Annotated in this window: 11 protein-coding genes; 5 read left to right on the top strand and 6 right to left on the bottom strand. The window is 37.4% G+C overall.

Annotated elements, in window-relative coordinates; genetic code table 11:
* Positions 1–440 precede the first annotated feature (440 nt).
* The 4 genes from I9192_RS15020 to I9192_RS15005 all read left to right on the top strand — a co-directional run bounded on the left by I9192_RS15020 (position 441) and on the right by I9192_RS15005 (position 3,408).
* Complete coding sequence (locus I9192_RS15020) at positions 441–1,508, top strand: 4-phosphoerythronate dehydrogenase (RefSeq protein WP_200149883.1); 1,068 nt, start codon at positions 441–443, stop codon at positions 1,506–1,508.
* Positions 1,505–2,479 carry an EF-P lysine aminoacylase EpmA gene (gene epmA / locus I9192_RS15015; RefSeq protein ID WP_200149882.1) on the top strand — a complete coding sequence of 325 codons (975 nt, stop codon included), beginning with the start codon at positions 1,505–1,507 and terminating at the stop codon, positions 2,477–2,479. The genes I9192_RS15020 and epmA overlap by 4 nt, the downstream gene beginning before the upstream one ends.
* Positions 2,480–2,562: 83 nt before the next feature.
* Entirely contained in the window at positions 2,563–3,036 is a 474-nt protein-coding gene (locus I9192_RS15010) for a hypothetical protein (RefSeq protein WP_200149881.1), read from the top strand.
* A 30-nt stretch (positions 3,037–3,066) separates the two neighbouring features.
* Entirely contained in the window at positions 3,067–3,408 is a 342-nt protein-coding gene (locus I9192_RS15005) for a hypothetical protein (RefSeq protein WP_005032744.1), read from the top strand.
* A gap of 48 nt (positions 3,409–3,456) precedes the next feature.
* On the opposite strand, the gene I9192_RS15000 is transcribed toward I9192_RS15005, so the two are convergent.
* From I9192_RS15000 to ahcY, 6 genes are all read right to left on the bottom strand, one after another.
* On the bottom strand, positions 3,457–4,695 hold the full coding sequence (locus I9192_RS15000) for a multifunctional CCA addition/repair protein (RefSeq protein WP_200149880.1): 1,239 nt from the start codon (positions 4,693–4,695) through the stop codon (positions 3,457–3,459).
* 108 nt (positions 4,696–4,803) lie between these two features.
* Positions 4,804–7,074, bottom strand: coding sequence for an NADP-dependent malic enzyme (locus I9192_RS14995; protein ID WP_042087645.1), 2,271 nt, complete (start codon positions 7,072–7,074; stop codon positions 4,804–4,806).
* 137 nt (positions 7,075–7,211) lie between these two features.
* Positions 7,212–9,650 carry a sensor domain-containing protein gene (locus I9192_RS14990; protein ID WP_227563965.1) on the bottom strand — a complete coding sequence of 813 codons (2,439 nt, stop codon included), beginning with the start codon at positions 9,648–9,650 and terminating at the stop codon, positions 7,212–7,214.
* A 557-nt stretch (positions 9,651–10,207) separates the two neighbouring features.
* Complete coding sequence (locus I9192_RS14985) at positions 10,208–10,927, bottom strand: 16S rRNA (uracil(1498)-N(3))-methyltransferase (RefSeq protein ID WP_005032738.1); 720 nt, start codon at positions 10,925–10,927, stop codon at positions 10,208–10,210.
* A 38-nt stretch (positions 10,928–10,965) separates the two neighbouring features.
* The gene (metF, locus tag I9192_RS14980) at positions 10,966–11,802 is read right to left on the bottom strand and encodes a methylenetetrahydrofolate reductase [NAD(P)H] (protein ID WP_200149879.1); all 837 of its coding nucleotides are present in this window, start codon (positions 11,800–11,802) and stop codon (positions 10,966–10,968) included.
* Positions 11,803–11,926: 124 nt separating this feature from the next.
* Positions 11,927–13,309 (bottom strand): adenosylhomocysteinase, encoded by a 1,383-nt coding sequence (gene ahcY, locus I9192_RS14975; RefSeq protein ID WP_005032733.1) that lies wholly within the window; start codon positions 13,307–13,309, stop codon positions 11,927–11,929.
* A 287-nt stretch (positions 13,310–13,596) separates the two neighbouring features.
* On the opposite strand from ahcY, the gene I9192_RS14970 reads away from it, so the two are divergent.
* Positions 13,597–14,439, top strand: a complete 843-nt coding sequence (locus tag I9192_RS14970) for a hypothetical protein (RefSeq protein WP_004829203.1) — start codon at positions 13,597–13,599, stop codon at positions 14,437–14,439.

Raw genomic sequence — 14,439 nt, 5'->3', positions numbered from 1 at the left:
AGCCGACCTAATAGGCTATATTGCTCAGTATTCGCTTTGATTTAAAAGATAATTAAACCCGAACCTCGAACAACTTCCCATTTAGGATCTCCATTGAATAAACTCAACGGCATTATAGTGCAAGTGCTTGGATTAACAAGTCCTATTTGATGAATTTTTTATTATAAATTTAAAATTAACAATCAATGCTTTGTAAATAAAGGACTTGGCTGAGTTTTTTTATTTTATAAGCTTCTTAATAATTATGAGTCGTCAGAATAATTCGATTTAATTATTTAGATAATATTTGTTTCTATCAAGACTTAAAAGTCTAAATAATGATATTGAATATGGCTGTTTGACTTAAGCGGCATACTTTTTAGAAATTAGATCTATGAACAACATAGTTTTAATAGGTTCAAAGGTTTATCATAGCGACAGCTTAATGTGTGGATAGTGTTATGAAAATTGTTGCAGATGAAAATCTAGCATTTACTGAATATTTCTTTTCAGAATTCGGAGAAATTCATCAAGCAGCAGGGCGCAATCTTAGCCACGACAATGTTAAAGATGCTGATGCTTTATTGATTCGATCGGTCACAAAGGTTAATCAACAGTTAATCGCAAATACTGCATTAAAATTTGTAGGAAGTGCGACGATTGGTACAGATCACTTAGATATTGAAGCTTTAGAAAATCATCAAATTACATGGTCGAATGCAGCAGGATGTAATGCACAAGCTGTTGCAGAATACGTCATCACCGCTTTATTACATCTTCATCCAGAATTCTTGGACGCAGGAAAACAGTTTACTTTAGGCATTGTAGGTTTAGGTAATGTGGGAACACGTTTAGCTTACATGGCGCAATTATTGGGCTGGAATGTGATCGGTCATGATCCGTTTGTGCAAGATGGCAGCATTAGACAAGTTGAACTTGAAGAATTACTTAAAAATTCCAACGCAGTGACCCTACATGTACCTTTAACACACACTGGGCAACATCCAACACATCATTTAATCAACGCTGAAACATTGGCGATGATTCATCCAGAAACAATCCTCATTAATTCTGCACGTGGTGCAGTAATTGAAGAAGCGGCATTGATTGCAGATATTTTAACAACTCGACGTCAAGTGGTGCTCGATGTATTTGAACATGAGCCTGAAATTTCGCAACGCTTACTTGATTTAATTACTCTCGTAACACCCCATATCGCAGGCTATAGTTTAGAGGGCAAGGCGAGAGGAACACAGATGATCTACGAGGCATTTTGCAAACGATTTGATTACTCAACACACAAGAAATTTGAATCACAATTGCCTGCTTGTGAACAATATTTCTATGGCAATAGTATTAAACAGACACTGAAAAACTATTTGACTGAAATCTATAATATTCAGCGTGATGATGATAATTTGCGCGATTGTCTAAAAGATGGAAAGGTAGATCAAAAAGCGTTTGATTATCTCCGTAAAAGCTATCCTTTACGCCGTGAATGGTCTGCTCATGGAGGTCCAAAAGCATGATGACTAACTTTAAACCGACTTGTGATCTTCGGGCACTGAAAGCACGTGCAAAATTGTATCAGCAAATTCGTCAGTTTTTTGAGCAACGGGATGTTTTGGAAGTTGAAACACCTATCTTGTCGCAAGCAGGTGTCACAGATGTTCATTTGGCTTCTATACAAGCTCAACGACATCTACAAGGTAAAAAGCTGACGCATTATTTGCAGACTTCTCCTGAATTTGCGATGAAGCGTTTATTGGCAAGTGGCAGTGGGGCAATTTATCAAATTTGCAAAGTGTTTCGTGATGATGAGCATGGTCGCAAGCACAACAGTGAATTTACCATGTTGGAATGGTATCGTCCGCACTTTAGTTTAAAAGACTTGATGTTTGAAGTGACAGATCTATTAAATGTTGTTTTGGCTGAACGTTTTGGTGATGTTCGTCCGACAGTCTTGAGTTATAAACACGCATTTATTGATCGTTTAGATTTAAATCCGCTTAAGGCAACCTTGTCAGAACTTAAAGATGCAGCCCACCGAGTCGGGTTAAATCTGGATTTGGGTGATGACCGTTTGGCATATATTGATTTGTTATTTTCACATATGGTTGAACCGAGTTTAGGCTTTGATACACCTGTATTTTTAACTGATTTCCCACCAGAATTGGCATCATTGGCGAAAACTAAAATTGATGAAGATGGTGAGTTAGTTGCTGCACGTTTTGAGCTTTATATCGAGGGACTTGAGCTCGCCAATGCCTATGATGAATTGATAGATGCAGCAGTTTTACGTAGTCGTTTTCAAGCGGATAATGCTGAGCGTGAAAAACTTGGTTTACATGTCATGCCTATCGATGAGTATTTATTGACGGCTTTGCCGAATATGTCAGAATGTGCAGGGATCGCTTTAGGAATCGATCGTCTATTGATGGTGGTCATGAACCAAATGAAGCTGGAAAAGGTGATTACATTTCCTGCGGATGTGTCGTAGTTAATTTTGCATACCTAGTTAGTTTTTAGTTGGGTATGCAATCATATTATTTTAAATAAAATAAATAATTAAAGAGTGACTAAATGAAACCATACTTTATACAAGATGATGATGGAAATTACTTAAATCCAGATTATATATTTAATATTCAAGTTATTAGATTTTGTAATTTAGGCTCATTATTTGCATTTGAGACTGTAAAAAAAGTAAGAACGAGTAGTCCTGATTTACCAAGTTTTAAAAATATTGAAACGTATAATGTTCATAGTTGGATGGAAAGTTTTCATAAAATATTCCCTGATTTTGAAGAAGAATTGAATAGTTATAGTTGTGAAAATTTAAACTTAAAATCTTTTGAAATATCTGATCTAATCAATGTAGAAAAACATACAGCATTGGAAAGTGATAAAATTTCACATATAAACTCTATTTATGGAAACAATACTTTAAAGTATTTTGAGATCATCTATATAGATTCTGATCAAGCTACTATCAAAGAATTTGAATCAGAAGAACTAGCACAAGCTTGGATAAATGAGAATTTTACGATTATTTAAATATTAGTAAAATGATTAAAGGAGACGGTCATGAGTTTTTATACAGAATTACATATAACCAATAATAACTTTGAAGAAATTGATATCTCTGAGCATAAGCAAAAAATTCTTGAAATTTTAAAAGAAGATGCTATTCATGAGGATGTGTATCTTGATTTACTGAATGCTTTTAGCGAGGGGAAAGCAGATTTTGCAGTTCATTCACTTTATCTATTTGAATTATTGGTGAAAATTGTACCATTATTACCTCAAGCAAGTTTTGAAAGTCGAGGTTTAGGTGAAGAATTTTTTTACACATGGATACTCTGTGTAGAGGACGGTAAAATTATTTATAGAAATGAGCCGTGGAATACACCAAACCCATTTAGCTAACATTTTGAATTTACAAAAACCTCTCAAATTTCTGAGAGGTTTTTTTGCTTAAACCGTATGATGATGACCTAATTGATCTTTTAAGTGCGCAATCGCCTCGATGCGTTTTTGAATCAGCATCTCACCAATATCTGCACCTTGAACTTCTGATGGTAAGTCTGAGGCTTTGATGCTACGTACAGTTTTCATCACCTCTAAAAGGAAATGGGCTTGAGGGTATTCACGATCTTCTAAACCTAAACGACCTTTTGCATCACATTCACAGGCTTGAACAAACGCTTCAACACGCTCTGGACGGCGCAATACGTCTAAACGTTGTAGTAAGCGCCATAATGTGCCTGCTTTTAAAGTAAAGGCTTGGTGGCATTTTAAATGCTCTTTACATACAGCAAGAGCCAGTTGTTTGGTTTGAGTTGGTACACGCAAACGATCACACACCGCCGTAACAGGTTGAATACCACGTTCTTCATGCATGATATGTCGTGGTAGCTCATCTTTTGGCGTAAGCGCTTTACCCAGATCATGTACCAGTACAGCAAAGCGCACATCTAAAGCATAATTGGCTTTACATGCTTGTTGCAGAGACATCAGGGTATGAATACCACAGTCAATTTCAGGATGATATTCAGGTCGTTGTGGTACACCAAACAGTGCATCAATTTCAGGGAATAAAACTTTTAAAGCACCACATTCACGTAATACTTCAAAATAAACATCAGCATGATCTTCCAATAATGCACGAGAAGTTTCTTTCCAAACTCGTTCTGGTGTTAAAGCTTGTAACTCACCAGACTCAGCCAATAGGCGCATTAAGCTGATGGTTTCGTCAGCGATACTGAAACCATATTGAGCATATCGAGCAGCAAAACGTGCAACACGCAACACACGTAAAGGGTCTTCTGCGAAAGCGTCTGAAACATGACGTAAAACTTTATGTTCAAGATCATCTTGCCCATGATAAGGGTCATAAACTTGACCAGCATCGTCCATTGCCATGGCATTGATGGTGAGATCACGACGAATCAAATCTTCTTCTAAAGTGACATCTGGATCAGTAAAAAACTCAAAGCCATGATACCCATGTCCTGACTTACGTTCAGTACGTGCGAGCGCATATTCTTCTTTTGTTTCTGGGTGTAAAAACACAGGGAAATCTTTTCCCACAGGTTGATAACCTTGGGCAAGAAGTTGTTCTGGTGTAGCACCAACCACAACATAATCTTTTTCGTGATAGGGATGACCGAGTAAATGATCTCTAACGGCACCGCCTACTAAATAAACTTGCATGAAAAAACCTCTATTCTTGATGCCATCATGCAACAGAATAGAGGTTTTCTCAAGTACAGAACTTGAGTTGCTTGACTAAAGTTCTGCAGTATTTACAACTAAGCTGGGTTAGCCTTGAGCTTGTTGAATTTCAGCAACAGTTAAAGCAGTCATATTCACCAAACGACGTGTTGTTGCAGTTGGTGTTAAGATATGAACTGGCTTCGCAGCACCAAGCAAAATAGGGCCAATCGTTACATTATTGCCTGATGTAGATTTTAACAAGTTGAATGAAATGTTTGCCGCATCAAGATTTGGCATGATCAACAAGTTTGCAGAACCTTTGAAGCGAGAATTTGGGAATGCAAAATGACGAATGTTTTCGTCTAATGCCGCATCTGCATGCATTTCGCCTTCCACTTCCAACTCTGGTGCAATCTCAGTCAAGATTTCAAACACTTTACGCATTTTCTGTGCGCTTGGATCGTTTTGGTCTGAACCAAAGCTTGAATGCGACAATAAAGCAACACGTGGCGTCATACCGAAACGACGAACTTCTTCAGCAGCTAAAATTGTCATTTCAGCAAGCTGTTCAGCCGTTGGGTTGGTGTTTACATAAGTATCGGCAATGAAAATATTGCGATCTTCAAGCATCAATGCGTTTAGAGTAAAGAATGTGCTACGACCTTCTTTCAGACCAATTACATTTTTAACAAAGTCTAAATGAATGTCATAACTTGCATAAGTACCACATAACATACCGTCTGCTAAACCATGTCGAACCAACATTGCAGCGATCAGCGTAGAACGACGACGTGACTCACGTTGAGCATACTCAGGCGTTACGCCTTTGCGTTGCATCAAGTTGTAATAGTCATCTGCAAACTTATCGTAATCAGGGTTTTTCTCTTGATCAACGATCGTGATGTTTACACCATGTTCTAGACGTAAGCCCAATTTCTTAATGTTGGTTTCGATGACAGAAGTACGTCCCACAAGAATAGGTTGTGCTAAACCTTCATCCACTGCAATTTGTACTGCACGTAATACACGAAGATCTTCACCTTCAGCATAAGCAATACGTTTAGGTGCAGTTTTTGCTTGCGCAAAAATAGGTTTCATCATCAATGCTGAGTTATAGACAAACTCAGATAAACGTTGACGATAAGCAGAGAAGTCAGCAATTGGGCGACTCGCTACACCTGAGTCCATCGCAGCTTGAGCGACAGCAGGTGCAATTTCCAAAATCAAACGTTGATCAAGTGGACGCGGAATTAAATAATCACGACCAAACGATGCAGATTTTTCACCATAAGATGCAGCATCTGCTTCAACATGTGCCATACGTGCAATTGCATGCACACAAGCAATTTTCATCTCTTCATTAATTGTTGTTGCACCCACGTCAAGCGCACCACGGAAGATATAAGGGAAGCACAGCGCATTGTTGACTTGGTTTGGATAGTCTGAACGACCTGTTGCCATAATCACATCTGGACGTACTTCATGTGCATGTTCAGGCAAAATTTCAGGATCTGGGTTGGCTAAGGCAAAGATGATAGGATCTGCTGCCATCACTTTAACCATTTCTTTGGTCAAGATACCTGCTGCTGAAAGACCTAAGAACATATCAGCATCTGCAATCACATCTGCGATTTGAGAGCCTTCAATATCTTGTACATAACGCTTTTTCGACTCATCTAAGCCTTCACGTTTTGTGGTTAATAGACCACGTGAGTCTGCCACAATGATGTTTTCTTTTTTCGCACCAATCGCGCAAAGTAAATCTAAACATGAAAGTGCCGCAGCACCAGCGCCAGAAGCGACAATTTTGATTTCATCAATTTTCTTGCCGTTTAATTGTAAGGCATTGAGAAGTGCTGAACCAACAATGATAGAGGTACCGTGTTGATCATCATGGAACACAGGAATTTTCATGCGTTCACGAAGTTTTTGTTCAATATAGAAACATTCTGGTGCTTTAATGTCTTCGAGGTTGATTCCACCAAAAGTAGGTTCTAATGCTGCTACGATATCAACAATTTTATCAGGATCATTTTCAGCAATTTCGATATCGAAAACATCGACACCCGCGAATTTTTTAAATAATACGCCTTTACCTTCCATTACTGGCTTAGATGCCAATGGACCAATGTTACCCAGTCCTAAAACGGCTGTACCATTACTGACCACTGCGACCAAGTTACCACGCGCAGTATAAAGCGCAGCTTTAGAAGGGTCTTTTTCAATTTCTAAACAAGGTGCTGCGACGCCAGGAGAGTAGGCAAGTGCTAGATCATGTTGATTGACCAATTGCTTGCTTGGTGTGACGCTGATTTTTCCTGGTGTTGGAAATTCGTGATAGTAAAGGGCTTGCTGTTTTAAAGATTGATCATCCATCTGAATCTCGATTATTACATGTTCCAGCGAGGCTGGTGGTTTGACTAAATTTGATCGAATATAACATTTGTTGAACAATACCGACAGTCAAAAAGCAGTTATTTCCAACAAAGTTATAGATTTAAAGTCTAAAAAAATTAGCAAATCGTAATTAGCTTATGCTGTTCTAAATATTTTGTACTGTCTGCTGAAGAAAGTGCTTTAGAAAAATAGAATCCTTGTAAAATATAGCATCCATGTTTTTCTAAAAATAATGCCTGTTCTTTGGTTTCTACACCTTCAGCAACAAGCGTAATCCCTATGGCATTTCCCATGGCAATAATTGCATTCACAATCGCTTCGTCTTTCTCTTGACCAATTTTTGAAATAAAGGCTTTATCTATTTTTAAAATATCAAATGGATAACTGGTGAGATAGGCGAGGGAAGAATAACCTGTACCGAAATCATCTAAAGAAATTGAAATATGACGATCTTTCAGTTGTTTTAAAAGTAAATTGACTTGGTCTGATTTTTCAAATAAAGAAGATTCGGTTAATTCAAGTTCAAGCATATCACCAGAAATATTATATTTTTTAAGCGCATAATCAATATCTTCAATCAACTGACCACGATAGATTTGTTGGGCAACAATATTGATGGATACTCTAAAGTGATCAAAGCCAAGAGATTGCCAATACTGAATCTGTTTACAGGTTTCATGCAATACGATCAATCCAATATCAGAAATTAAACTGGTTTCTTCTGCGAGTGGAATAAAAATATCAGGCAAAATATAGCCCAGTGTAGGATGATGCCAACGCACTAAAGCTTCAAAACCATAAATACGCTGTGTTTTAACACAGATTTTAGGTTGATAGTGGACAGTCAACTCTTTATGTTTAATCGCTTTTCGAAGTTCGCTTTCTAAGTTTATACCTTGATTCAGTAAAGGTGTTTTCTTATCAGAATAAAAATAAACTGTATTGCCACCTAAGCGTTTGGCTTCTCTCAAAGCAGATTCTGCGTGACCATTTAAACTATCCAGTTGCAGCCCATGCTCTGGGTACAGGGCAATCCCAATTGAAAGCGTAATGGTTTGTTCTTGTGCATTGATTTCAAACGGCTGTTTAAATGCATCTAAGATGTTTTGTGCATGCTGATGAATATTGATATTACTGTTTAAATTATATATCACAGCAAAATCATCATTGTTCAAATAGGCAATAAGCGAGGCATTGCTACAACATAATCTTAAGCGATGTGCCACTCGTTTGAGTAATTCATCACCTTCTTTATGGCTCATGAACTCATTAAACAGTTTAAAACGATCAATGTTAATGCGTAAAACCGCAAAGTTTTTAAATGTACTCGAATAATGGGTTAAATAATGATGAAGTCGTTGCTTGAAATAAAAGCGATTAGGCAGATCGGTGAGGATATCGTAGTGTTCTAAATAAGAGAGTCGTTGTTCCTGCTTTTTGCGATCAGTTAAGTCCGTAATAATGCCTACATAGTTTGAAATTTTATTTTTTTCATCATAAATCGCATTAATATGTACCCAAAGCACCAACTTTTTCCCTGATGTGAAATCAATTTGTAATTCTGATTCAAATTCACCATGTTGGACTAAACTTTGGGTAATCACCGTATACATCTTTTGCGTACGTGCATTGTTGTTGAGTGTAATATCAAAGAGATGGCGACCAATCAAATCATTTTCGGTATATGCCAGAAGTTGTTCAAAATAGGGATTTACTTCTAAATAACACAAATTATTGTCTAAAATAAATACACCTTCAGCCACTTGTTCTAAAACATTCGCAGCCAGTTTTAATTTTTCTTGATCTGTTTTTTCTTTTTGAATATTGCGTTGAATACCCACCATTCTTAATGGTTTATTATTAAAGTTCTTTGAAACTACTTTACCAATATCCTGAATCCAGCACCATTGATCATCGCGCTTTACACGATAAATTGCTTCAAAACGTTCAGTCTTGCCTTTGAGATGTTGTTTAAGTAGAGTTTTATAATTTTCAATATCTTCAGGATGAATGAAATCATCTACACTGTTCTGTTTAAGATTTAATTGTCTAAATTCAGCATCACTCTTTGAGTCGGCTATTTCAAAGGTACGCTTCTCTATGTTCCAGACCCATGAATGGATTCCAGCGGTTTCATGTGCAAAGGTAAGATTGGCTTGATGATTCTCAAGACGATCATTCATTTGCTTAAAATCATATGTTCGTTCTTTAACTTTTTGTTCTAATAAATGATTATGCAGTTGCAACTCATTTTTCATGGTTTCAGTTTTGGAGATTTCATTTTTGAGTTGAAGCTGTAAACCTTTTGATTGTTCAAGTTGTTGCTGAGATTGTCTAATCAATACGCGATTTTTCAGATTTAAAATTTCCGAATTCAAGTAAATTTTATGTGAGATATACGCACTGAAAAATAACAATGCGAACCAAACAATAAATACTGTGCTATACACTTCATTGGTATTTTGTGGAAATAGTAATGGAATGCTGAAAACAGGAATCGAAGACGGGACAAACAAAGCGGTGAAATAACTGAATCGTTGATTCAGAAAGTTCATCGCCATGACATAAGAAAAACTCAACAAAAAACTGGATAAAAGAAAAGAATAAAAAGGGTTAAGTGTATCGGGTAATCTGGTCAATTCTAAATTGATAATATAGATGCCAATACCAAAGAGACTGCCTAGAATTAGACTAAAAAATTGAAAAAATACATGCATATGCTTAAAAGATTTTTTTTTCTTTTGATACAGCATACAAGTTAGAAAAATACAGATCGACAGGATAAATAAAACAGTGGTAGCAAACCAAGATGTCAGTAAATCGGTATGTGTCTTAAACAAATAAAGATAAATAAAGGCATCACAAATGCACGTAAATAATACCCAAATAAAAAAAATTCGGATATTTTTAACAGTCTTTCTGATGTTCGATGAATTCACATCATATGAAAGAAGCTCTTCCTGAACATCATTCATTAGCTGTTGCACCTCTGCTATTTTTAGAATGCGTAGGTTTAAGGGGAGCAACTATTGAAAATTTGTTAATTAATAGTCTCTTTGCTACTAAAATACTGTGAAATCACCAAATTTGCAATTGCTTTGTGTGATAGAAGTCACTTTAATGGGAAATAATAATTCAAAATAGACAGGGCAACGATAGGTGCAGTCTCGGTTCTTAATACACGTTGACCAATACACCAATTTTTAAAGCCATATTGGTTCGCTGTCAAGATTTCTGCTTCACTGAGTCCACCTTCTGGACCAATCAAAAGTGCAAGATTTGAGGATGCATTTGCTAGAACATCGGTTTGCTCTTTTTCAGGAGCAAGAACAAAACGAGTCTCTGGTAATTTATTTTCCAGCCAGCTTTGTAAGCTCAAAGGAGCAAGAATTTCAGGCACAATATTCATCCCACACTGTTCACAAGCAGCAATCGCAATACCTTGCCAATGATCAAGCTTTTTTTGGTCGCGGTCATATTTTAAACGCATTTCACAACGTTCAGAAGTCAGTAATTGAATTTTGGATACACCAAGTTCAACCGCTTTCTGTATGGCATAATCCATACGATCACCTTTACTCATGACTTGTCCTAGCAAAGCATTGAAAGCAGGCGTCCGATTATCGGGGTGAAATGATTGCACCGCAACAGAAGCTGACTTTTTAGCAACCTCTGTTAAGCGCACTTCATATTCTCCACCTTGTCCATTGAACAAAGTGGCTTGTTCACCGACTTGTGCACGTAATACCTTAACCCAATGATGAAATACGGTTTCAGTCAGTTCAACTGTCGTATCGACAGCCAGATCCGTTTCAATATAAAAGCGAGGCATTCAGTTTAACTCACAAGTAAGGAATTCAATTTTTTGATTTAAGCTAAGCCAAGATCAAGGACAAGCTGACGATTCGGTTCAGTATGGTTCATCGTATAAAAGTGCAAACTTGGCGCACCACCTTCGATAAGGCGTTCACACAGTTTAACGACCACCTCATGACCAAAGGCTTTAATACTGGCAGAGTCATCACCATAAGTGGCAAGTTGCTTACGGATCCAGCGTGGAATTTCAGCACCCGTACCATCAGCAAAGCGAATTAAATTACTGGCATTGGTAATTGGCATAATGCCTGGTGCAACAGGAATATCAATTCCTGCTTTTTGGATACGATCTACAAAATAGAAATAGGCATCTGGATTAAAGAAAAATTGAGTAATGGCTGCATTTGCTCCAGCATTTACTTTTTCAATAAAGTGTTGAATATCTGCATCATAGCTTTCCGCTTGAGGATGCATTTCTGGGTATGCTGCGACTTCAATTTTAAAGTGGTCACCAGTATGTTCACGAATAAAACGAACCAAATCGGTCGCATAAGGGAGTTCACCTAGCCCAACTTGACCTGATGGTAAATCACCACGTAATGCAATGATACGATCAATACCCTGTGCCTTATAAATATCTAATAATTCAGCAATGCGTGCCTTATCATCTCCAATACATGAAAGATGTGGGGCAACAGGTGTACCTTTACCATTAAAATCATTAATTGCGGCTAAAGTACGTTCACGGGTAGAACCACCAGCACCATAAGTAATGGAAAAAAACTCTGGATTGAATTGTTGCAATTCTTGATGAACGATTTTAAGTTTTTCCGCACCTGCATCGGTTTTGGTTGGGAAAAACTCAAACGAAATGGGAATACGTTTGCTCATGATTAAATCCTTTTTTATAAATGCTTTTTAATATCTTTCACTTTTACCCAATCCTCTCCCTAAAGAGAGGATATCCACTTTCAATATATAAACTTTGAAAGTGTAGGGTAGATAGAATGAAAACTTAGTATTTATAAGCTTCAGATTTAAACGGACCCTCAACTTGCACACCTAAGTAGTCTGCTTGTTCTTGAGTCAATTGTGTCAATACACCACCAAAACCAGCAACCATTGCAGCAGCAACTTCTTCATCCAGTTTTTTAGGAATTAATTCAACACGGATTTTTGCTGCTTTTTGATCTTCTGGAAGATCTGCAAATTTTTCAGCAAATAGATGCATTTGACCTAATACTTGGTTGGCAAAAGAACCATCCATTACACGAGAAGGGTGACCTGTTGCATTGCCTAAGTTAACCAAACGACCTTCAGATAAAAGGATCAAATAATCGTTTTCATTTTCTGTACGATAAACTTGGTGTACTTGTGGTTTAACTTCAACCCATTTGTAGTCACGTAAATAGTTGGTATCAATTTCAGTATCGAAGTGACCAATGTTACACACCACTGATCCTGCTTTTAACGTATCCAACATTGCTGAGTCACACACGTGGTAGTTACCTGTTGTGGTCACAATGAGGTCAGTATTTTGAAGAAGGTCTAAGTTAATATCTTCTTTCTTACCTGTTTGAACACCATTTTTGTATGGAGAAACGACTTCATAACCGTCCATACATGCTTGCATTGCACAGATTGGGTCAATTTCAGTTACGCGAACAATCATGCCTTCTTGACGAAGTGATTGAGCAGAACCTTTACCCACATCACCATAACCAATTACGAGTGCACGACGTCCAGATAAAAGCATATCTGTACCACGTTTGATGGCATCATTCAGAGAATGGCGGCAACCGTATTTATTGTCATTTTTAGACTTGGTAATCGAGTCATTGACATTGATTGCTGGAACTTTCAATGTTCCATCACGGAACATTTCATGTAGACGTTGTACGCCTGTAGTTGTTTCTTCAGTGATACCATGAATTTTAGCGATGAGTTCAGGATATTTTTCATGAACAACAGCAGTTAAATCACCGCCATCATCTAAAATCATGTTGGCATCCCAAGGTTTGCCATTTACATTGATTTGCTGTTCAAGACACCACATGTATTCTTCTTCAGTCTCACCTTTCCAAGCAAATACTGGAATACCAGAAGCAGCAATAGCCGCAGCAGCATGGTCTTGAGTCGAGAAGATGTTGCATGAAGTCCAACGTACTTCTGCACCAAGTTCAACCAGTGTTTCAATCAAAACAGCGGTTTGAATGGTCATATGGATACAACCAAGAATTTTTGCACCAGCAAGTGGTTTTGCTGCTGAGTAACGCTTACGTAAACCCATCAATGCTGGCATTTCTGCTTCAGCAAGTTTGATTTCTTTACGACCGTAATCGGCTAGGGAAATATCAGCAACTTTATAATCTGTAAATGAAGCATTAACCGCGTTCATCACGATCTCCTTTATAAATAACAAATATTGATCATTCAGTTCGCGGATGCCGTTGTTGACCAGCACGAATGTCTGACCGAATCGTCGAGCCTAGCGATTTCACATTTATGTGCCTGTGAAAAAGTCGCAGCATCCCTCGACTGGCGACTATTGTACCTAGATTTTATTAGAGTTCAAATGTAGTTGGTTAATATTCAACTAAAAGATAGAATTAGTTTTTGGGCAAAATCTGTATGAAAAATAGTTCAGTATCAATAAAGCGATCAACATCATAATAAAGGCAAATAATGCATTCATATCAAATCAAACAATATTTAGGCGTTATATTTGTAGCTGTATTTGTGATTTTTGGCATATTTTTCTATTTTATTGCAGATGAAAATATTCACATTTTTCTCTATGTGTTCTTGTTCTATATCATTTTCTCTGTATTTCTAGGGCGCAAATTTTCTCTTTCCAAGCACAGCCATGTGCATGCTTTGGTGTTGATCTGTAGCTATTTTATTTTGCAGTGTGTTTATACCGCTTCACCACGTATACAATTTGAAGAATTTAAACTCTGGCATCCGACTTGGGAAAAAGTACAACACGTTCGTATCATTGATTACTCTGCTGAACAGTATCGAATCGGGCGCAGTACCAGTTTTGCTTATATGAATGTGATCTATGAGTATCGTTATCAACAAAAGATGTATACAGTCGAACAACCTGATATTACTCGGCAGTATTATCTGTGGGTTACAGATCAATCTGATACTTTAAAGCAATCTTCACAGCAAAAGTTTGAACATTCAATAAACAAGCATGAATTTGAGGTTTGGGTTAACCCAGCACAACCCCAAGACGCTTTTTTATTTTATTCTCAGAGGTGGTTTGATTTAAGAGGGTCGTGGCTCGCTAAAATCTTTTTTATTGCCCAGTATTTTTTGGTTTTTGCCGTGGCTATTGCCGGTTCGATGTATGTAGTGGGACGATTAAGAAAGCATTTGTCAGGTTTTAGCCAAGCACTGAATCGTCAACCCGCTTGGTTGAGATATGTGCTGATCAGTGTGATATTTATTGTAAGTGTGATGACGTTACTTTTTCTTTGGATTGGTTTTATGGTTTTAAAAAGTCAGTATTGGGGCTGA

Origin of the sequence: Acinetobacter bereziniae (assembly GCF_016576965.1) — a bacterium.
Taxonomy (GTDB): domain Bacteria; phylum Pseudomonadota; class Gammaproteobacteria; order Pseudomonadales; family Moraxellaceae; genus Acinetobacter; species Acinetobacter bereziniae.
This window is presented reverse-complemented; position numbering and strand designations above follow the sequence as displayed.

Coding starts and splice junctions, on each gene's coding strand:
- I9192_RS15020 (WP_200149883.1), top strand. CDS start 441: ATGAAAATTGTTGCAGATGAAAATCTAGCATTTACTGAATATTTCTTT.
- epmA (WP_200149882.1), top strand. CDS start 1,505: ATGATGACTAACTTTAAACCGACTTGTGATCTTCGGGCACTGAAAGCA.
- I9192_RS15010 (WP_200149881.1), top strand. CDS start 2,563: ATGAAACCATACTTTATACAAGATGATGATGGAAATTACTTAAATCCA.
- I9192_RS15005 (WP_005032744.1), top strand. CDS start 3,067: ATGAGTTTTTATACAGAATTACATATAACCAATAATAACTTTGAAGAA.
- I9192_RS15000 (WP_200149880.1), bottom strand. CDS start 4,695: ATGCAAGTTTATTTAGTAGGCGGTGCCGTTAGAGATCATTTACTCGGT.
- I9192_RS14995 (WP_042087645.1), bottom strand. CDS start 7,074: ATGGATGATCAATCTTTAAAACAGCAAGCCCTTTACTATCACGAATTT.
- I9192_RS14990 (WP_227563965.1), bottom strand. CDS start 9,650: ATGAACTTTCTGAATCAACGATTCAGTTATTTCACCGCTTTGTTTGTC.
- I9192_RS14985 (WP_005032738.1), bottom strand. CDS start 10,927: ATGCCTCGCTTTTATATTGAAACGGATCTGGCTGTCGATACGACAGTT.
- metF (WP_200149879.1), bottom strand. CDS start 11,802: ATGAGCAAACGTATTCCCATTTCGTTTGAGTTTTTCCCAACCAAAACC.
- ahcY (WP_005032733.1), bottom strand. CDS start 13,309: ATGAACGCGGTTAATGCTTCATTTACAGATTATAAAGTTGCTGATATT.
- I9192_RS14970 (WP_004829203.1), top strand. CDS start 13,597: ATGCATTCATATCAAATCAAACAATATTTAGGCGTTATATTTGTAGCT.